This window comes from Methanobacterium sp. (assembly GCA_030017655.1).
Classification (GTDB): domain Archaea; phylum Methanobacteriota; class Methanobacteria; order Methanobacteriales; family Methanobacteriaceae; genus Methanobacterium_D.
In genome coordinates, this window is the sequence record JASEIM010000011.1 from 1 (window position 1) to 20,248 (window position 20,248).

Below are 20,248 nucleotides of genomic sequence, written 5' to 3' on the forward strand. Positions count from 1 at the left end.
CAAATGCTTCCATATCCTTATCATATTCATATTTATTTCTTGATCCCTTAGGTATCTCAATAACTGCATATACAACTTCAGGAACCGATGGTCCTGGTGATAAATCCTTCCAAAGATTCATGTACAATCACTCCAAGTTTTCCAAATTATTTATTAAATGAGTATTAATTTTAAATTTATAATCCTAAATATCCATCAACGGCCAGATAACTTTTCTGGCGCAAATATATAACTGTAATTCCTTTTTCTCTTGCTCTTTTTTTAAGTCCTATGTCATTTGTACATAGGACATTGGAAATCCGAAGTAAAGCATCGTCTACTCTTTCCCTTTTTTTTAAATCAACATTTATTATGTTAATTTCGGGAGATTCAACTATTTTCAGGGCAATTGATGCTTCAGTTCTTGCTTTGCCCTTTGATCTTTTTTTTATCTCTTCAAGTTCATCAATAACAAATGATGGAACTAGAAGTTTGTAATTTGGTATAATATGCCCAAGTTCATCCAGTATATCAACATGAAATTGAGCAGGTATCATAAAAAATTTGCATCAAGGACCGCTTCTTTTTTATTCAATGATACCATATCCAATTAACCTCCATCTTGCACCTACTCGTCTACTTAAGGCTACTCTCTGGCCTTCTTCAGCGCAAACAGGTAATTTGAGCTTTACATCCACATTATTTCCTCTGGCACTTGTTACAACGCCTATAGTCGTGGCAGTTCCTATGTTAATCATTAGAGGTTCTGATGATTTTATTGGTTCAACTTCTCTTTCTTCTTTTGTTCCAACAACTCTTTCAAGGAGATGTGTATTCATTGTGAAATCAAGCAACATTGGAGGTAGCGTATCTGGCTCTCCAGCAACAGATCCTGATAATGAATCTGCTTTAGTTAATGCAGGATCAAGTTTTGTACCCACACCAATAAGTCCTCCAGGCCCTACTTCATCAACAGACTCTCCTGCTGCAATTAAACCAACGATTTCCGATTTCAAACTAATCCATGAGGCTTTACCCCTCTTTTTAATTTGAATTCCGGGCATTATCTCGATTTCATCACCGATTTTAAGTTTTCCCTGAACAAGAGAACCACCTATTACTCCTCCAGAGATATTTGCTGGAGAGCATCCCGGTTTATTTATATCAAATGATCTTGCAACGTACATCCTTGCGGGTTTGTCAAGCAACCTTTCAGGAGTTTTAATTCTTTCCTGAATCATTTCAATCAAAATATCCACATTTGCACCTTGCTGAGCTGATATCGGTATTATGGGTGCGTCTTCTGCACATGTACCCCTTACAAACTCTTTAATCTCGTTGTAACTTTCTATAGCTCTTTCTTTTGATACTATGTCAATTTTATTTTGAACCACAATAACTTCCTTGACCCCGATAACATCAAGAGCCATAAGATGTTCCTTAGTTTGGGGCTGTGGACATGGCTCATTGGCCGCTATTACCAGTACAGCGCCGTCCATTATTGCAGCACCAGATAACATTGTGGCCATAAGTGTTTCGTGTCCAGGAGAATCCACAAAGGAAACTTTTCTTAAAGTTTCTGTTTCCTTACCGCAGTGTTCACATACAAGTGCGGTGGTATAACATTGAGGGGCAGGACATTCAGTGCACTGTCTGAAAGTTATATCTGCATAACCTAACCTTATTGAAATTCCCCTCTTTGTCTCTTCACTATGAGTATCTGTCCATATGCCAGATAGGGCCTTTGTTAATGTAGTTTTACCATGATCAACATGACCTACAAGCCCTATATTTATTTCAGATTGTACTTTCACAATTACACCTAAATCCTAGACAATTATTCTTGAGCTTCTTCGGCTCCTAAAAGTTCTTCTATACTTTTATCGCCTTTTTCTGTAACAATTGTATTAATTTGAACTATATCATCAGATATTGTGTTTCCACGAACTGTTTTTCTTCTTCTCTGTCCGTCCATTTTAGGTTTGAAACCAATACCGCCTGAAAGAAGACTTCTTATTCTTCTTGGCCCTTCAACATCTCTTTTCATTGGGAAACCGTTTTTATCACTCCCACCTGTTATTTTAAGTTTATATCCATTTAAACCTACTATGGAAGCTTCAATCTCGTCTCCAATTTTTAAACCAATCAAATTTCTTGTTTGTGCTGTGTCAACTTCTACCTGATGACTCTTTTCTCCTTCTGAAATAACTAATTTAAATGCCAATCTATCTCCTCCATCTTACAATAGTATCCGAGTTTTTAGTTTAATATGAATTTTATTTATTTTATAGTATTTAATGAATTCCCCACGTAGGGTTTTCCTTCCTCTTTATATCCACTATTTCATTAAGTGTTTCATATTCATCCTCAGTAAGCTTATTTTTAAGCTCTGATTCAAGGATTTTATAATGATTTTCAGGTATATCAACGTAGAGAACATCTCCTTCATCAAAATTCTTGCCGAAAATACCATCTTTTATGCTCATGGCAACCTTCTTGCCTCTTGAGGCTAATTTTAGATTTTCACCCTTATCTTGCATTCCTTCAACTTTACCAACTTTTGACCCATCTCCCCTAATTAAACCGTAATCCTGTTTAATAGTTCCAGATAAGACTTCAATACCTGCAATAGCTGGTTTACTATTTCTGAAGATTAGTTTGGGTATTATTCTTATTTTAGCAGGCTTTATTATAGCATCAAGATATGCCTTTTTCTTTTTTTCCTCTGCAGCTTCTATCCATTCCTGGTAATCTTCTGTCAATTTATATATGACATTGGCAGAGAAAAGCTTAATATCTGATGCCTTAATTTCTTGAGCGGCAGAGGGAAGTATTTTAACATTGAAAGCCACAATTACACCATAGAGAGGATTTTCTTTTTTAACAATTACCGCATCCACAACGTCTCTTCTTGAGACATCGCCTATATTTGCGGCTCTTATTGGAACTTCCATGTCTCTGAGCAGATTAACCAGTGCTTCAAGAGAACCAAGGGTGTCTGCCTTTACGATAATTCCAAGTTCATCAGTATCTATTTTTATGTCTTCAATTTCTCTTAAAATTTCGTCTTTGACATTTTCAAAATTGTTTCTTGTAACTCTAAGAGGTGATCCTGCAACTGCATTTTCAATGTTGGGGGCTACAATTTTAATACCTGCTGCTGCAACAACTTCATCAACCTTCTGGAACCTCTTTTTAGATTCTCTTATCTCCTCAAGAGGTCTTGGTTTTAGAAGGGATCTTATACCTGTATTTATAACATCATCCAGTGTCATGATGGCAATGGTATCATCTTTTTTGATTATACCGTCATAAATCACGGCATCAATTGTTACTCCAAGCCCAACCTCTTCTTTCACCTCAAGAATGGTTCCCTTAGCTGGAGCATCCTCTTCTATCTTCAACTGTTCCTTCAAATATTGCTGGGCAAGTCCCATAAGCATTGCTAAAAGTTCAGGCACCCCTTCACCTGTTTTTGCGCTTATAGGTACTATACTAATCTGTTTTGAAAAGTCGCTGATTCTATCAAATCTCTCAGATTCAAATCCTTCTTCATGCAGAATTCCCACAAGTTCATAGACTCCTGTGTCCAGTTTTTCCTGAACATTTTGAGGTTGCTTAGAAAAAGTTTCTAAAAATGGAGATGCAGAGTGTGATTGCCAGCCATATATCTTATCCATTTTATTTGCTGCCACGATAAATGGAGTTTTATACATCTTGAGAATATTTAGAGCTTCATAAGTTTGTGGTTTGAACCCTTCATTTATATCCACAATTAAAATAGCCAGATCAGCAAGCGCTCCCCCTCTCTTACGGAGGGTTGTGAATGCCTCGTGTCCGGGAGTATCTATAAAGAAAAGTCCTGGAAGGGTTTGTTTAATGCCTAATTTCTTAAGAAATTCGCCACCAATATCTTCTACAACATCTATAGGGATTTCTGTTGCCCCAATATGCTGAGTTATTCCACCAGCTTCTTTTTGGGCAATTATACTACCCCTTATAAAGTCTAAGAGTGTGGTTTTTCCGTGATCCACATGTCCAAGTACAGAAACTATTGGTGATCTAATTTTCAATTTTAAACCTCAAATCTTTTTTAAATTTTGTGACCCTCGAAAACAAAGCTTACAAACACGAAGTGTTTGTGCATTCAAAATTCAAAGAATTTTGAAAGTTTTCGGGGCGTGCGAAAATTTTAATTTTCGCGGCCACAAAACATTCCGTTTTGTGTAGAAAATCATAGATTTTCTAATGTTCAGAAAACACTACTTATTTTCTTCGACCTCAAAAAAATTTTCAATTTTTTGTGGTTCGAAAACGTGAAGTTTTCTCAACCTCAAAAAAGTAAAATGATTATTCATATATCAGACTTTCGTCAGGTAGTGTATATTCACAAATTTCAGAATCCTCAAAAAACAATGCAATTTCTCTTTTTGCAGATTGTGGAGAATCTGAAGCATGAATTATATTTCTACCAGTTTCAAGTGCATAATCTCCCCTGATAGTTCCAAGATCTGCTTCTTTTGGGATTGTAGCCCCAACCATCTTCCTTATAAGACTTATACATTCATCGCCTTCGATTACCATTGCAAGGACTGGTGCTGATGTGATATAACTTACGAGATCGTTGAAGAAGGGTTTGTCTTTGTGTTCCCCGTAGTGTTCTTTTGCCAGATCTTCAGAAATTTCCATCATCTTTACAGCGACTATTTTAAGTCCTCTTTTTTCAAATCTGGTTAATACTGCTCCCATGAGCCTTCTAAGTACAGCGTCAGGTTTAAGCATCACAAAACTTCTTTCACTCATTGTTTAACCCACTTGACCTTTCTTGGAACTCTTCCCAGTTTTATTCTATTCTTTTCGCATTTGCTGCTGCAGAAAAAGTATACAGTTCCATCTTTTCTTACGTACATTTTTCCAGTACCTTCCTGGATTTCTTCTCCGCAGAATGAACATGTTCTCATATTAAACACCTTCTATTATGGAGTACGGATCTCTTTAGCTTCTCTTATTGTATCGAGTAACATTAAGATGTCGCCTTCCCTTATTGGCCCCATAATGTTTCTTGTTAATATTCTTCCTTTATCTCTTCCTTCAAGTATTCTACATTTTACCTGCATGACCTCTCCGGTCATTCCTGTTCTTTTTAGAACTTCAATTACTTCAGCAGGAGTTGCTTCAGCCATATAATCACCCTGAATTATTAAAGTGAGGAAGGCAGTTGCCTTCCAATAAAAAAATTAATTATTTTTTGAGTTCTTCGACTTTTTCAACTACTTCGTTGATTAAATCTTCAGCTTCACCTGCATCAGTTATGACTGCAGATGCTGTACCAACATTTAAACCTGCTGCTTCACCTAACTCATCTTTAGTTGGGATGTAAACATAAGGTGTGTCTTTTTCTTCAGCTAAGACAGGTAAGTGAGCTGCTATTTCTGGAGGATCGATATCCTCTGCTATGAGTACTAATAACGCGTCGCCTCTTTCAATGGCTTTGGTTACCTCGTTTGTTCCTTTTCCTACTTTACCTGTATCTCTTGCTATTTCTAAAGCCTCAGACGCTTTATCAGCTATTTCTTGTGGTACATCAAATTTTACATATATTGCTTTTGCCATGTGATTTACCTCCTTTTTCATCTGGTTTTTATACCATCCATCGGCATATCCTTAACTTTCAACTTTTGCCTATATAAAAGTTGTTGCCTGTAGGATTTCAAAAACATAAAAAATGTTAATTCTTTACCATTTAATCCAGAATTTGTTCAATTTAAAATATCTATCCCAGATTTTTGTAGATTTTCAAAAATTCCAATTCTAAAACAGTTTGTAGTTAAAACATAAAATATAGAATCAGTATAATATATGTAATTGATCATTGCTTATAAACTTTATCTACTAAAACAAGAAAATAGGTAAAAATTTTATTTTTCAGTGAAATAACACTTTCAATATCTAAAACAGTGCAAAATTTAAGGCTTTAATTCATTAAGCCATTTATAACACTTTAAATACTTTTAAATTAAGAAAACGTTACTAAAATTTAAAAAAAATAAATAAAATAATTAAAACCCTACAGAAATTCATAGAATTTCTGTGGCCTGCAAAATCTTCGATTTTGCGGTTCAGGAAACTAAGTTTCCTTCAACATGGAAAAATTTTCTATTTTTCCGGTTGCAAAACTCTGTTTTGCAAACACCGAAAACCGGAGATTTTCGGGTGGGTTTATAAAAAAGGATTATAACCTTTTAACTGCCATTTCAATGTCTGATGCTTTTACGGTTTTTCTTCCAGCGTGTTTAGCGAGTTTAACAGCCTGTACTGCTATGTCTTCACCTTGTTCTTCTAGAGCTTTTGCTAAAGCTTCTCTTGCGTCATCACTTACTCTTTCTGCACCGGCATTTTTTATTATTCTTCCAATTGGAGCAATTGGTAATTCCATATTTAATCACCTCATTTTTGTATATTTGTTATTATACTCTGTTGAGAAACTCCTATATATATTTATCGTTTTTTTCACTGATTATTTGAAAAACTATATGATTTTTAGTCACATGAAGACGATCCATATGATTTTCAGACACCATGTTGTAAATCATATGATATTTCGAGTGGCACAAAAAAATAGAATATGTAGAAAAGTTAGATCAGTTAGAAAATAAATTATAAATGAAATTGTTTATTCTTTAGCTATGATGCGAGAAAGCTCTTCTATATCTGCATTAACTTCAATAGGCTCCACACAGGCATTAATAGCAGTATTAGGATCTTTTAGTAAGTGTCCTGTAACAACACATACTATCTGTTCATTTTTATCCACTTCTCCACTCTCTACAAGCTTGATAAGACCGGCAATTGACGCTGCAGAAGCAGGTTCTACTCCAATCCCTTCAGTCCTCGCCAGCAATTTCTGGGCGCTTAAAATTTCCTCGTCAGATACTGTTTCTGCAAATCCATTAGATTCATTTATGGCCATAATTGCTTTTTTAGCGCTTACTGGTGCCCCTATCCTTATTGCTGTGGCAACAGTTTCAGGATTTTCAAATGGAATTATATCGTCTTTATTTTCTTTTATAGCTTTGACAATCGGAGCTGCTCCTTCTGCTTGAATTCCTGTCATCATAGGCAGATCTTCTATAAATCCTGCGTTATAGAATTCTTTAATTCCCTTCCATATTGCAGATATGTTACCTGCATTTCCAACAGGCAAAATAATCCTGTCTGGAGATTTCCATCCAAGATCATCCACTATTTCAAACCCAATGGATTTTTGACCTTCCAATCTGAAGGGATTAACAGAATTCAGTAGATACAATTGACCTTCAAGTGCAAGGGCAGTTATAGCCTCAAGAGCTTCATCAAAATTTCCCCTAACTGATAATACATCCGCTCCATGGAACATTGCCTGGGCAAGTTTACCAAGAGCCACTTTTCCAGATGGAAGAAGTACTATGCAGCGTAATCCGGCTCTTGCAGCATATGCAGCAAGTGAAGCTGATGTATTTCCTGTGGATGCACATCCAACAGTATCTACTCCCAATTCAATGGCTTTTGTAATTCCAACACTCATTCCTCTGTCTTTAAAGCTCCCTGTTGGGTTTGAGCCTTCTACTTTAACGTAGAGGTCTACTCCAAGTTTTTCACCGAGCTTATCGCATTTGCAGAAAGGAGTTCCACCCTCTTCAAGACTTACAATCTTTGCAGGATCCACAGGCATAAATTCCTTATACTTCCACATTGTGGATTTTCTGCAATTAAAAACCTCTTTAGAAATTTCTGGTTCGCATATAACTTCAAGTATCGAACCACATTCACTACAAGTATATATTATATCGTTTAAATCGTATTTTGCACCGCATGTAATACATTTTATCATGATTTCACCATTTTGTAATTTGATAAATAATAAATAATTTTAATAAATATTCTGTTTAAAGGGGCAATTTAAAACCAGGAGTTATAACATGCCTCTAACGTAATTTCCCCATGCTATGGTAAAATTAGCCTCAATAAATGCCCCTATGAGAATTAGAATAATTGCTATTGCAAGCAGGACTAAGGATTCCTTTAAGTCGTCGTAACCTGCATACATTATTTGTTCTAACTGCTTTTTTAAAGGCAAATATCCTTTAATTTTCGTCAAATTACGCATAAAACTGAATATAACGCTTGCAAGCCTGAATCCTGCAGTTCCTGCAATAATAATTCCCGTTATTTCGAATATCCCGTGAGGTAGTGTATAGATAATAAAATTACCGATCGGGAATTGTGAAGCTGCATATCCAATAAAAATACCGTTATAAACCAGTATAAGTGCAGTTCCTAATCCAAAAATAATTCCCCCACCATAGATAAGAAACGCAATTTTAAGATTATTAATAAAGATAGATAAGGTTGTAAGTTTAATTTCGCCTCTGTTTATGCTTTCTTTAAATGATCTAAGTACTTCTCTCATAATCTGGTCAATAGTGCCAGATAAGAAATAGCCTGCAAACATGGATGACAGAAATAAAGCTGCTGAAAGTATTAAAAAGTGTTCATTACGTTTATAAAGGCCCGAAAAAAAGCCTTCGTGGTCTTCTTTACCCGAATATCTCTCAATATCTCTTTCTAACATTTAGGTTCCCTTTCTAAAATTTTTTGAGCAATTTTCTTTGATTTTTCCCGTTTCTTGGAAAATTCATTTAAGAAGTCCTTCATCATCTCTGCTACATTCTTTTTACACTCACCACACATAATATTACCGCTTTTGCATGACTCATATAACTCGGTGAGTTTCTTCTCTGATGGTTCCAGATGGTAAAGAACCAGTTCATAAACTGTGCAGACTTCCGGAACTCCGCCATATTTACGCTGCTCATCAAGACTATCTTTACCGCCGGTTTTAGCTGATCTAACCTTCTTTTCTGCAGTTTCAGGAGAGTCACTTAAAAAGATAGCAGTATTGGGTTTGCTGCTTGACATTTTATCTCCAGTAAGCCCTGTAATAAATCTGTGGTAAGTTGATGAAGGTGGAATAAACCTAAATTTACTTTTAAATCGTTCTGCAATGTCCCTTGTAAGACGTATGTGCGGATCCTGATCTGGCCCTACAGGAACTACAGATGGTTTAGGGCCACCACATTCTTCCAGTTGGGGGTGAAGAATATCTGCAACCTGAATTAGAGGCGCATAAAGATGTGCAATGTTTGTACTTCCATGAAAACCGTATATGGCTTTCATTTCATTGAAAGTGACCTTTTTTGATAGCATATATGCCAGATCTCCCACAGCTCTATTTTCTGATTGGAGATAGGTGTTTATGTTTTTCTTTTCAAGGTCCAGGCCCAGTGCAATGTAATTGGTAATGTATTCAGATATCGCCAGTTCCTTTGAAGTTTCAAAATCAACTCCTCTCGCAGAATAAGCCTCCATGTCTGCTATGGGTATGTGTATGTCTGCTCCCTTCTTCTGGTACCATATGATCTGATCAACGATCATTTTATGGCCTATATGCATTTTTCCACTTGGCATCATGCCGCTTATAACTGCAAATGGGTTTCCTTCCCTCATTGATTTTACTATTCTGCCGTAATCTCTCTGGCCAAAAACAATGCCCCTTGTTATTAGATGATGAGGAGATTCAATTTCTTCAACAAAATCTGCAAATGGTTTAATTCCAAATTGTTCTATGAGTTTTTCATAATCTAAAGTTGCTGAACCCCATGGATCTATCACTTTGTTCACCTGAATTAAGATTTAAATTTTAACATATACAAATTGCTCAAGATAATTTGTATTTTATGGTCATTTCCAACAATGATGTTAATAATCAATGCAATATTTTATAATTTACTATTAATTGCCTATTTTAGAATATATAATGTATTAAGTTATTTATTTTAAATACTGTTCTTTTATGGCCTTGTCCATTCTACATTGTAATATGTGATGTCGTTTTCTTCATCAACAACTGCAAAAAGAAGCTTTTTATTTACTCCATGTGCTACCCGAACATAACTTGAAAAATCAGTTGCTGGAATCTCACAATTTTCAGGAACCACCTTTACAAGATAATCTGAATGACCGTCACCAGGGGATTTTCCTCTTTCATACAGCCTAAATTCAGAGCCGTATTTAAATCCTGTCTTAACAATATAACCCCTGTTTCTAAGATCACTGTAAACAAGGTATTTTATGAATAGATCTTCTCCACGAACCATTTCAAACATTTCATCTATTGATATGTTTTTTCCTTTCTTTGAAATTTTTAATTTGCCTTTTTCAGCAAGATAAAGTGCCTCAATAAGGGTAATTTGCAACCCTTCCTCACTCATATTCCCATAATGGCTTTTTTCGTGGAGTTTTATTCCTTTTTTATCTTTGATTATAACTAAATTTCCTGATAATTCTGAATTCATTGTAAATCACTTGAGATTTTATTCTAATTTACTTCTCAATTATTGCATGCCTTCTTTTTAGATCTGTTTCTTTTTTACCAAGACGTGCCATAAACTCAGCTATAAGCCCATCAAGGAATAAATGAGTACTATCTTCAAAAAGAGTACCCATTGGAGCTAAATCATCATAATGTCCCTTTAAAACATTTGATGTATAGTGTTTCCACGGTCTTTTTGTTTTACTTTTAATATTAATAACAACATCTAAACTTTCTCGAAGTCTTGACTCTGGATTTCCAGTTATTCCTATAACCTTTGCATTAACTTCCTTTGCCGTTTCAGCAGCTAAAGTAACGGTTTTAGTTTCTCCAGATCCTGATATTGCAATTAAACAGTCTGATTTTTTAATTGCAGGGGTTGTTACATCTCCAACAACAAATACTGTAAAGCCAAGATGCATAAGTCTCATTGCAAACATTTTTCCAACAAGTTCAGACCTTCCAGTTCCCACAATAAAAACGCCTTCTGAATTTACAATAGTATCTATCATTTCAGAAACGCTTTCTTCTTCTATCTTATTTATAACTTCTAAAGCATGTTTAGTGATTTCTTTAGCTGTTTTTTTTACGTATTTCATCTTATTCCCTGTAATAAATTAATTTAAATGGATTTATTTAAAGTCCGGTTATTCTAATACCGGCCAGTTTTATTCTATTTCGAATATTGAGATTTATAAGCAATGGGGTAATCTTTTCCACAATTCTTGCATTTTCAAGGGGGCCGCAGTCTATGGCTTTAACGCCAGGAATCTTTTCTGCAAGTGCCATAACCTCTTTTTTAGCTTCTGCATCATCTCCAGATATTAGACAATCACATTCTACATCTTCAGTTATATTCAGCAGGCTTGCAGCACTGATATTGTTAAAAGCAGATATAACTTTTACATTTTTATCTTTTAGGAATTCAGCAGAGCGTTCTGCAGCAGATCCATTCCATACTTCAATATATCTTGTTGGTTTTCCTCCAATACAGCCATCTAAAGGAACTGTTGCATCGATCATTATTTTATCTTCTAACTGGTCTTTTACGCTTCTAAGAGTTACCATTTGAGCTTGAAGAGGCACAGTTAATAATGCAATGTCACCTTCTGCTGCTGCTTCATCATTGGTCATTCCAGCAACATTTCTGGTTTCATCACCATCTAACATATTTTTTATCATATCAACCGTATTTTCAGCTTTTTTAATATCTCTTGAGCCGATTATTACAGTTTCGCCTGCTTTTACAAATCTTACTGCCAATCCTATTCCCTGATCTCCGGTTCCACCAATCATTGCAATTTTCATAAAAAATCCCCATTTTTAAATATCATTAATATTTTATCTTATTTACATTATTTAATCAACAATATTTAAGAATGATCCAATGTATAATTCGAAAATAGATATTTTAACTTTAAAATTTGGTTATATAAATTTATTCCGTTGATTGATTAATCTGTAAATATGAAGCTCATTTTACAATTTAAAATGGTCTCCTTTTGATTTTTAATTATTATTTTCACCTTAAGTTCAATCATTTCATCAAATAATATCATACTTATGATAAAATAAATATTAATTGAGGCTATATCTAATTGCCGAAGATCTCTATTCGGCTCCAATAAAATCCCCAAATCTTTATCAAATTTAGATAAAGCTTTAATAACCCTTTAATTAGTATTAGAGATGGTTATGGGTGAGAAATAATTTTGTTGAAGGATGATCACGATATAGTTAAAAATCTCCAGTAAAACATGTTATGAAAAATGCCTGAAGAATCAAAGGAATTTACACGTCCTTTTTTAATTACACATACACATTGAAAGTCAAAGACAATAGATTAATTAAAAAAACTGAAAGAAAAAATGAATCGGGATTTTCTTTAATGCTTCATCATTTAAAATTCTTTAAATTATTTATGTAATCAAGACTTTTTAAAATTTCATCCTGCTTTTTAACTTCGATTACACAGATTCCATCAAATTTAATCTTATTTAAACCATTAAAAAGCGATTCAAAATCAATACTTTCACTTCCAATTGCATCGTGATTATCAAATGAACCGTCATTATCACTCAGATGAATATGCTCCAGATTATCATAATTAAGCATATCTTCAACAGATATGCCCATATTATGAGCGTGGCCCACATCAAGAGTCATGTAGGCGTTGATTTCTTTTATTATATTATTAAGTTCTTCTAGATCCTTGCAAATCATTCCTTCCATGTCCGGCATGTTTTCAACGCACATCTTTATTCCCATGTCTTCAGCATATTCAGAACACTCCTTTAGCGAATTTAAAGTGTTATTCATAATTTGTTCCTTAAATTTACGTGCTAAAAATGCCATATGACCTGGATGGACAACAACAACTTGAGCATCAATTTTCACTGCTAAATCCATTGAATTTTTTATTTCTTCCACTGAAGCTTTTCTAATAGAATGGTTAGAAGAAGCTAAATTGATGTCCGAAAGAGGTGCATGTACGCTTGTTTTAAAATTATAGGAATTAACAATTTCATAATCTATTGAATTATATGGATATTCCTTTATTAGTTCAATATATTCTATTTTGATGCTTTTTAAATAATTTAATATTTCTTCAAGAGACATTGGGAATAATGCTAATGTAGATACTCCTATTTTCATTTTATCACTTATTTAAGTTGTTTATTCAAAAAAAGTTAATAAAAATTTCATTCCGATCATTCACTTCTTATTCTTGCTTGAATAGGAATATTTCGTTTTAATGCATCCAAAATAATTGTTGCAAGTTCAATATCCTTTTTTATTTTTATAGTTCCTTTTTTCCCGACTGTTGCCGTAAATAAGTATTCATCATCCACTATGATATCAAAAGGAATACCTACAGCCTCTTTACCAAAGTTTAAAACCACATAATTACCGGCAAGTTCAACATCCACTTCAGATGTTTTTTCAATTTCCATTGCTTTAAAAGGTTCAACGCCAATACTTATGCCTATTCGCTTTTCAACTTCGTCAATTGTCTTTCCTTTTTTACCAATGAGTCTTGGAATATGTTCCTCATCCATCCAAACCGTTGCACGCTTATCTGATTTCATATCAACTTCAATATGAGCTCCAGGAACTGTTTTCTTAATTTCTTTAATTATTTCCCGCTCTGCAATCTTTTGAACAGGAGTTTTCTCATAAGAAGTTGCTCCCACTTCCATGACAATTGTCTGCTCACCGTAGGTGTATATTTCATGGGCAAGGTCTCCAGTTTCAAAATCCCTGATCTCAATAACTGGTCTTGATAGATCTGCCTCTATCATTCCTGTTGGGACTTTTACAGTAAGTGCAACATCATAAACTGCCGCAACATTTCCCTCGTTTATGAAAATTGTTGTATCCACAATTGAAGGGATTATTCCAAGTTCTACCCGTCCAATCACTCTTTGAATAGCATCTATTGGTCTTGTAGCATGTACAACTCCAATCATGCCCACACCTGCAAGTCTCATGTCAGCAAAAATTTTAAAATCTCTTGTTTTCCTTAATTCATCATATATTGTGTAATCTGGACGTACTAAAAGTAAAATATCGGCTGTTTTTTCCATACTTCGCTCTAATGGCGCATACTGAGTAATTTCATTCCCAACCTGAAGGTCTCTGGGTGATTCCATGGTTTTAACCACTGAATTCAGATTTTGACTATAAAATTCAGCGATAGCCTGGGCAAATGTTGTTTTACCGGCACCAGGAGGTCCTGATATTAATATTCCTTTAGCTCTTTCCCTTAACCTTTCTATAAGTTGTTCTGGGAGCCTATAATCACTAAGAGATACCTTTGCAACAGGCCTGACAACTGTAATTTCAAATCCATCGGAAAATGGAGGTCTTGCAATGGATATTCTGTACTCTCTAAACTGAACTACTGTTGCACCTTCTCTTTCAATCTCGATGAAACTTTTAAAGTCACTTTTTGCTCTTTCTACAATTTCTCTGGCCATACTTTCAATTTCAGCATAATGTAATGGCCTAGAACCAACTTTAACAAGTTTAATGTTTCCAGGTGTTCCTTTCTTTGCCATCGGAATAACGTCTTCTTTTAGATGAACTGACATGGTATTTTCATCGAAATATTTTGTAATCTCCAGATCTTTATATTCTACCATTTCCGGCTGATAATAAATAACATCCAGTCCCTGGGCTTTTGCAACTTCTGTTTGAACTTTATCACTTGTAATTAATGTTGCATCATTATCCTGTGCTGTATCTCTTATCATGGCGTCTATTTCTCCGCCCCTTGCCAGAGATATCTGTTCTAATGTTGGTCTTTTTCCAATGTAATTTAATACAATGGTCCCTTCTGTATATAACTGCTGAAGATTTTTTAATTCTTCTAAACCATTAAAACCTGTTTCTCTTCCCCTGTTAGCCTGATTTTCCAATTCAGATACAACTGCTTCTGGTATTATTACTTCTGAGCCCCTAAATTCATCTTTCTGAACAATTTTAGTTATCCTTCCATCTACAATTACACTCGTATCTGGAACAATTCTCATCATATTTCTCTCCTAATATTTTAAAAAGTTTGTTTAATCCTTATTATAAACTTCATCTGGTTCAAAAACTTTATTTCCAACAATTTCTAATTTATTATCTTTTAATTCCCTAAAGAAGCAGGATTCATAACCTTCATGACAGGCTCCACCTTTTTGGCTAATTTTAATAAGAACAGCATCCTCATCACAGTCAACCAGTATTTCCTTCACTTCCTGGAAGTTTCCTGAACTTTCTCCCTTAAGCCATATCTTCTGGCGTGAAGTACTCCAGTAATGTGCTTTTTTTGCATCTATTGTCTTTTGAAGGGCTTCACGATTCATAAATGCCACCATGAGAACCTCTGAGGTCTTATAATCTTGAGCGACTGCTATGACCAGTTCCTGATCTCCTACTTTATGTCTGAAGTTCAAACCGCTTTCTGCTATATTCATATGATCATCTCATTTCAATTTCTTGATGTAATTTTGTGTATAAGTCGTTTAAATCAACCAGTTGCTGATCTCCAGACTTCATATTTTTTAATGTTACTTTTCCAGCATCTATATCTCTTGCACCGACTAAAACTACATATTTTGCTCCCAAGTTGTCTGCATAGGACAATATTTTCTTAGTTTTTCGTTTTGCAAGATCTACATCAGTTTTGATACCTTTTTTCCTCAAATTTTGGGTTATTTTAAACGCCTCGTCCCTCATTTCCTGAGATAGTGGCGCGACAAATATATCTACATGTCCTTTAATTGGAATCTCTGTATTCTGTTTTTCAAGTGCCCCCATAACTCTGTCAAACCCAAAGGCAAATCCTGTGGATTCCACTGGTTCGCCGCCAAACACTTCTATTAAATTATAGGTTCCACCACCACTTATTTGTTTTTGTGCTCCAAGTCCATGTACATAAATTTCAAATACAATTCCTGAGTAATAGTCCAGTCCCCTTGCTATACCGAGATTTACAATGTAATTTGTAAATCCAAATGTTTCAAGAGTATTTAAAAGCTCTTCCAGATCATTCAAAGACTTAGAAGCACCTTTACACTTTTCTACAACGCTTCTGACTTCTTCTATGACTTCTTTATGTCCCTTCATTTCAATCAGATTTAAAAGGGTTTCTTTAAGGATTGAAGATACATTTAAGTTATTCAGCAAATTTTCAAGTTCTTCAACATCGCCTTTATCAACCAAACCCATTATTTTTTCCTGATCACCTGCAGCAACTTCAGCATCGCTTAAAAGACTTCTGATAATTCCCAGGTTTCCAATATGGAATTCAAAATCCTTTAATCCAAGTTCTTCTAAGGCATGAGCCGCCATGGTAATTACTTCTGCTTCTGCCTCTGGAGACTTTCCTCCAATCAATTCACATCCAAACTGCCAGAATTGTCGGAATCTACCGGCTTGAGGCCTTTCATATCTAAAACAGCTGCCAAAATAGTACATTTTAATTGGTTTTGCATGTCTCTGAAGTTCATTGAGGTAAAGCCTTGCAACTGGAGCTGTTAACTCCGGCCTGAGTGCTAAATCCCGGTTTCCTTTATCTTTAAAGTGGTAGATTTCTTCTTTAATTGCCTCTCCTGATTTTGTGGTAAAAAGGGTGAGATCCTCAAATATTGGTGTTTTTATTTCACCATAACCATAATTTTCAAATACTCTGCGTAATGTGTTTTCAACGTATTTTCTCTTTTCCATTTCCTTAAATAGAAAATCTCGTGTTCCTCTGGGTCTTGATATTTCCATTAACTTCACCTTGCTTGATAAATAGATAAAACATGATTTTAAGAAACAAAAGTTTCATGTATCTTAACTAATTAGTTTATTATTTCATTTAATACGATTACTTTAATTATTTTAACTCTTAGAGTTTATATTAATTGATCGTTTGTGCCGGATTATTAAAGAGTAATATTAAAATAACATAAAGTTATTTAAGTCCTAAATATGCTATAAAGATTACTTAAAACTTATTTAATTACATACCTCACTATTTAAACTTTAAATGGATATAAGTATAATATGATTTTATATTTTGCATAAATAATGGCAAATTGAAGGTCGTTGATCCATATAAAGAGATTCTAGAATTGGGGATCGACAATAACAATGTATTTATAGGGACATGGAGAGAAAGAATCTAAGGAAATAGAGCAAATTTCCGCCCTGCTTAAATCAGACTATTTTAGGATTGAAATTGTGAAATAAGAGAGTTTGAAAACGAATTGGATGAAGGCTTAAATCAGACTATTTTAGGATTGAAATATACCTATCATATCAGACCCTTACGTGCCTTCAACAGGCTTAAATCAGACTATTTTAGGATTGAAATGGCAACGTTTTATTAATCGCAAGATGGGATAATTCTGCTTAAATCAGACTATTTTAGGATTGAAATATGAAAGACAATGAAATTATAAACGAATTAATGACTAGCTTAAATCAGACTATTTTAGGATTGAAATGGAAGATTAGTCTCCGCACTTGTTAGGGAGGCGGGGCTTAAATCAGACTATTTTAGGATTGAAATTACCTAATTCCGTAGCCTTGTTAATTATATCGTTATCGCTTAAATCAGACTATTTTAGGATTGAAATTTGGCATATAAAATACGGTAATTTAGAAGATTATTGGGCTTAAATCAGACTATTTTAGGATTGAAATCCCTGGAAAGTATTGCACTAAAATTCGGTATTCCTGCTTAAATCAGACTATTTTAGGATTGAAATTTATTAAATTGGAGAGTATAGAGCCAGGGGTACATAAGCTTAAATCAGACTATTTTAGGATTGAAATTGTGATAGATACGCTCCTGTACCACTGAAGTAGTAGCTTAAATCAGACTATTTTAGGATTGAAATTTATACTAGTGCATTATGGCGTAGTCATGATATTTAGGCTTAAATCAGACTATTTTAGGATTGAAATAACAGGAAGTTTTGAAGCAGAGTTTAACAAATACTGGGCTTAAATCAGACTATTTTAGGATTGAAATCTTACTAATAAGAGCTGTTTCTAATTCAGTAATAAAGCTTAAATCAGACTATTTTAGGATTGAAATAATGGTTATGCTATTCTATTAGGAGATTTATGTGATAGCTTAAATCAGACTATTTTAGGATTGAAATTAAATTCTTTTTATACGGTTTTAATCTATCAACTGGCTTAAATCAGACTATTTTAGGATTGAAATTTGGCATATAAAATACGGTAATTTAGAAGATTATTGGGCTTAAATCAGACTATTTTAGGATTGAAATCCCTGGAAAGTATTGCACTAAAATTCGGTATTCCTGCTTAAATCAGACTATTTTAGGATTGAAATTTATTAAATTGGAGAGTATAGAGCCAGGGGTACATAAGCTTAAATCAGACTATTTTAGGATTGAAATTGTGATAGATACGCTCCTGTACCACTGAAGTAGTAGCTTAAATCAGACTATTTTAGGATTGAAATTTATACTAGTGCATTATGGCGTAGTCATGATATTTAGGCTTAAATCAGACTATTTTAGGATTGAAATAACAGGAAGTTTTGAAGCAGAGTTTAACAAATACTGGGCTTAAATCAGACTATTTTAGGATTGAAATCTTACTAATAAGAGCTGTTTCTAATTCAGTAATAAAGCTTAAATCAGACTATTTTAGGATTGAAATAATGGTTATGCTATTCTATTAGGAGATTTATGTGATAGCTTAAATCAGACTATTTTAGGATTGAAATTAAATTCTTTTTATACGGTTTTAATCTATCAACTGGCTTAAATCAGACTATTTTAGGATTGAAATAAGTCATAAATATTGATGATAGGAACAAGACTTTTACGCTTAAATCAGACTATTTTAGGATTGAAATTTGCTAAGCTGTATTGTCCTGTGATGTCTGCGTGCTTAGCTTAAATCAGACTATTTTAGGATTGAAATGATTGTATCGGGATATATTATGCTTAACACATGCTTAAATCAGACTATTTTAGGATTGAAATTTTCCCCAACATCATAGTTAACTGGTACTGCATCTAGCTTAAATCAGACTATTTTAGGATTGAAATTGTTGCAGTAGATTATTATACCTTGTTAAATCCTTGGCTTAAATCAGACTATTTTAGGATTGAAATCTTATTGCCCCTACATCTGCACATTCTGTGTGAAATGCTTAAATCAGACTATTTTAGGATTGAAATTGTTGTCATCCAGTTCGTATCTCATTATGTAGTTTCCTGGCTTAAATCAGACTATTTTAGGATTGAAATTATAAAAATTATACAGTAAATACAGGGACAGGGCTTAAATCAGACTATTTTAGGATTGAAATAGAAACTAGATGATGATGAAATCCTTACAGCTGACGATATTAGCTTAAATCAGACTATTTTAGGATTGAAATGAATTCTTCTGATGCCTTTAAATTGTTTCATTGAAGCTTAAATCAGACTATTTTAGGATTGAAATGAGTCTAACGTATCTACATACGCTATATTGGAGTAGCTTAAATCAGACTATTTTAGGATTGAAATTTTTATTTAAAGGCATGATGTAAGGCACTGTTGTAGCTTAAATCAGACTATTTTAGGATTGAAATATTAGATATGGTGGGATTTGATGTTTGGCGATAATGCTTAAATCAGACTATTTTAGGATTGAAATTCAGCAGTTGCACCAAATCAACTTGCAAATCGTGGTGAGCTTAAATCAGACTATTTTAGGATTGAAATGCATTAAAAGATGCAGCAATTCAAATGAATACCAGGCTTAAATCAGACTATTTTAGGATTGAAATTACTTTAATTGAAATGTATAATTGGTTTATAAAGGGCTTAAATCAGACTATTTTAGGATTGAAATAATTTCTTGCATGGACGTTAATCCATGCACATTCACGCTTAAATCAGACTATTTTAGGATTGAAATGAGGAAATATTAAATTATCTGGTTGATGGAGAAGAAGCTTAAATCAGACTATTTTAGGATTGAAATTTCTGGATGCAGAACATGTCCCATTTCATGATAAACTGCTTAAATCAGACTATTTTAGGATTGAAATTACTAGATATAATGGATTATTGCAGTTTGGTAATAAAGCTTAAATCAGACTATTTTAGGATTGAAATGAACAAAGGTGACATTGTATTTGAAAAAGCAACAGCAGCTTAAATCAGACTATTTTAGGATTGAAATGGATTAACAACCGCATATTTAATGGGTGGTTATAAGGGCTTAAATCAGACTATTTTAGGATTGAAATCGAGTAATACAGGATATATGTATTTAGATTATCTTGCTTAAATCAGACTATTTTAGGATTGAAATCATAGCAAACTGGGTAAATACATCATC

At 34.0% G+C, this 20,248-nt stretch carries 20 protein-coding genes and 1 CRISPR repeat array (1 of these 21 cut by a window edge); all 20 genes read right to left on the minus strand.

Features of this window, described 5'->3' with window-relative positions; genetic code table 11:
• A partial coding sequence (locus tag QMD61_06185; protein ID MDI6724217.1) for an inorganic pyrophosphatase occupies positions 1-121 on the minus strand: 121 nt, incomplete at its 3' end.
• A 55-nt stretch (positions 122-176) separates the two neighbouring features.
• Positions 177-536: a twitching motility protein PilT gene (locus QMD61_06190; protein MDI6724218.1), complete on the minus strand. Its 360-nt coding sequence runs from the start codon at positions 534-536 to the stop codon at positions 177-179.
• Positions 537-566: 30 nt separating this feature from the next.
• Complete coding sequence (locus QMD61_06195; protein MDI6724219.1) at positions 567-1,793, minus strand: translation initiation factor IF-2 subunit gamma; 1,227 nt, start codon at positions 1,791-1,793, stop codon at positions 567-569.
• Positions 1,794-1,816: 23 nt separating this feature from the next.
• Positions 1,817-2,203, minus strand: coding sequence for a 30S ribosomal protein S6e (locus QMD61_06200; GenBank protein ID MDI6724220.1), 387 nt, complete (start codon positions 2,201-2,203; stop codon positions 1,817-1,819).
• A 70-nt stretch (positions 2,204-2,273) separates the two neighbouring features.
• Positions 2,274-4,052, minus strand: coding sequence for a translation initiation factor IF-2 (infB, locus tag QMD61_06205; GenBank protein MDI6724221.1), 1,779 nt, complete (start codon positions 4,050-4,052; stop codon positions 2,274-2,276).
• 277 nt (positions 4,053-4,329) lie between these two features.
• Positions 4,330-4,782, minus strand: coding sequence for a nucleoside-diphosphate kinase (ndk, locus tag QMD61_06210; protein ID MDI6724222.1), 453 nt, complete (start codon positions 4,780-4,782; stop codon positions 4,330-4,332).
• Positions 4,779-4,940: a 50S ribosomal protein L24e gene (locus QMD61_06215; protein ID MDI6724223.1), complete on the minus strand. Its 162-nt coding sequence runs from the start codon at positions 4,938-4,940 to the stop codon at positions 4,779-4,781. Before QMD61_06215 ends, ndk begins: the two co-directional genes overlap by 4 nt.
• Before the next feature lie 15 nt (positions 4,941-4,955).
• The gene (locus QMD61_06220) at positions 4,956-5,162 is read right to left on the minus strand and encodes a 30S ribosomal protein S28e (protein ID MDI6724224.1); all 207 of its coding nucleotides are present in this window, start codon (positions 5,160-5,162) and stop codon (positions 4,956-4,958) included.
• A gap of 58 nt (positions 5,163-5,220) precedes the next feature.
• On the minus strand, positions 5,221-5,592 hold the full coding sequence (gene rpl7ae / locus QMD61_06225; GenBank protein MDI6724225.1) for a 50S ribosomal protein L7Ae: 372 nt from the start codon (positions 5,590-5,592) through the stop codon (positions 5,221-5,223).
• Positions 5,593-6,211: 619 nt separating this feature from the next.
• Complete coding sequence (locus QMD61_06230) at positions 6,212-6,415, minus strand: histone family protein (protein MDI6724226.1); 204 nt, start codon at positions 6,413-6,415, stop codon at positions 6,212-6,214.
• Between the two features lie 237 nt (positions 6,416-6,652).
• Positions 6,653-7,849 (minus strand): threonine synthase, encoded by a 1,197-nt coding sequence (gene thrC / locus QMD61_06235; protein ID MDI6724227.1) that lies wholly within the window; start codon positions 7,847-7,849, stop codon positions 6,653-6,655.
• A gap of 81 nt (positions 7,850-7,930) precedes the next feature.
• On the minus strand, positions 7,931-8,590 hold the full coding sequence (locus tag QMD61_06240; GenBank protein ID MDI6724228.1) for a stage II sporulation protein M: 660 nt from the start codon (positions 8,588-8,590) through the stop codon (positions 7,931-7,933).
• Complete coding sequence (locus QMD61_06245) at positions 8,584-9,690, minus strand: tryptophan--tRNA ligase (GenBank protein MDI6724229.1); 1,107 nt, start codon at positions 9,688-9,690, stop codon at positions 8,584-8,586. The genes QMD61_06240 and QMD61_06245 overlap by 7 nt, the downstream gene beginning before the upstream one ends.
• 179 nt (positions 9,691-9,869) lie before the next feature.
• Positions 9,870-10,373 carry a tRNA-intron lyase gene (gene endA / locus QMD61_06250; GenBank protein ID MDI6724230.1) on the minus strand — a complete coding sequence of 168 codons (504 nt, stop codon included), beginning with the start codon at positions 10,371-10,373 and terminating at the stop codon, positions 9,870-9,872.
• 28 nt (positions 10,374-10,401) lie between these two features.
• Positions 10,402-10,989 carry a 6-phospho-3-hexuloisomerase gene (hxlB, locus tag QMD61_06255; GenBank protein MDI6724231.1) on the minus strand — a complete coding sequence of 196 codons (588 nt, stop codon included), beginning with the start codon at positions 10,987-10,989 and terminating at the stop codon, positions 10,402-10,404.
• Between the two features lie 37 nt (positions 10,990-11,026).
• On the minus strand, positions 11,027-11,698 hold the full coding sequence (gene npdG / locus QMD61_06260) for an NADPH-dependent F420 reductase (GenBank protein ID MDI6724232.1): 672 nt from the start codon (positions 11,696-11,698) through the stop codon (positions 11,027-11,029).
• 588 nt (positions 11,699-12,286) lie between these two features.
• A complete protein-coding gene (locus QMD61_06265; GenBank protein ID MDI6724233.1) occupies positions 12,287-13,045 on the minus strand; it encodes a sugar phosphate isomerase/epimerase in 759 nt (252 codons plus the stop codon).
• A gap of 56 nt (positions 13,046-13,101) precedes the next feature.
• The gene (locus QMD61_06270) at positions 13,102-14,928 is read right to left on the minus strand and encodes a PINc/VapC family ATPase (GenBank protein MDI6724234.1); all 1,827 of its coding nucleotides are present in this window, start codon (positions 14,926-14,928) and stop codon (positions 13,102-13,104) included.
• A gap of 30 nt (positions 14,929-14,958) precedes the next feature.
• Positions 14,959-15,357 (minus strand): phosphoribosyl-AMP cyclohydrolase, encoded by a 399-nt coding sequence (gene hisI, locus QMD61_06275; protein ID MDI6724235.1) that lies wholly within the window; start codon positions 15,355-15,357, stop codon positions 14,959-14,961.
• 4 nt (positions 15,358-15,361) lie between these two features.
• Positions 15,362-16,657, minus strand: a complete 1,296-nt coding sequence (gene hisS / locus QMD61_06280; protein ID MDI6724236.1) for a histidine--tRNA ligase — start codon at positions 16,655-16,657, stop codon at positions 15,362-15,364.
• A 422-nt stretch (positions 16,658-17,079) separates the two neighbouring features.
• Positions 17,080-20,248: direct repeats of the CRISPR family, unit length 30 nt; unit sequence GCTTAAATCAGACTATTTTAGGATTGAAAT; it runs 40 nt beyond the window's last position.

Coding starts and splice junctions, on each gene's coding strand:
- QMD61_06190 (MDI6724218.1), bottom strand. CDS start 536: ATGATACCTGCTCAATTTCATGTTGATATACTGGATGAACTTGGGCAT.
- ndk (MDI6724222.1), bottom strand. CDS start 4,782: ATGAGTGAAAGAAGTTTTGTGATGCTTAAACCTGACGCTGTACTTAGA.
- QMD61_06215 (MDI6724223.1), bottom strand. CDS start 4,940: ATGAGAACATGTTCATTCTGCGGAGAAGAAATCCAGGAAGGTACTGGA.
- QMD61_06220 (MDI6724224.1), bottom strand. CDS start 5,162: ATGGCTGAAGCAACTCCTGCTGAAGTAATTGAAGTTCTAAAAAGAACA.
- rpl7ae (MDI6724225.1), bottom strand. CDS start 5,592: ATGGCAAAAGCAATATATGTAAAATTTGATGTACCACAAGAAATAGCT.
- QMD61_06230 (MDI6724226.1), bottom strand. CDS start 6,415: ATGGAATTACCAATTGCTCCAATTGGAAGAATAATAAAAAATGCCGGT.
- thrC (MDI6724227.1), bottom strand. CDS start 7,849: ATGATAAAATGTATTACATGCGGTGCAAAATACGATTTAAACGATATA.
- QMD61_06240 (MDI6724228.1), bottom strand. CDS start 8,590: ATGTTAGAAAGAGATATTGAGAGATATTCGGGTAAAGAAGACCACGAA.
- endA (MDI6724230.1), bottom strand. CDS start 10,373: ATGAATTCAGAATTATCAGGAAATTTAGTTATAATCAAAGATAAAAAA.
- hxlB (MDI6724231.1), bottom strand. CDS start 10,989: ATGAAATACGTAAAAAAAACAGCTAAAGAAATCACTAAACATGCTTTA.
- npdG (MDI6724232.1), bottom strand. CDS start 11,698: ATGAAAATTGCAATGATTGGTGGAACCGGAGATCAGGGAATAGGATTG.
- QMD61_06265 (MDI6724233.1), bottom strand. CDS start 13,045: ATGAAAATAGGAGTATCTACATTAGCATTATTCCCAATGTCTCTTGAA.
- QMD61_06270 (MDI6724234.1), bottom strand. CDS start 14,928: ATGATGAGAATTGTTCCAGATACGAGTGTAATTGTAGATGGAAGGATA.
- hisI (MDI6724235.1), bottom strand. CDS start 15,357: ATGAATATAGCAGAAAGCGGTTTGAACTTCAGACATAAAGTAGGAGAT.
- hisS (MDI6724236.1), bottom strand. CDS start 16,657: ATGGAAATATCAAGACCCAGAGGAACACGAGATTTTCTATTTAAGGAA.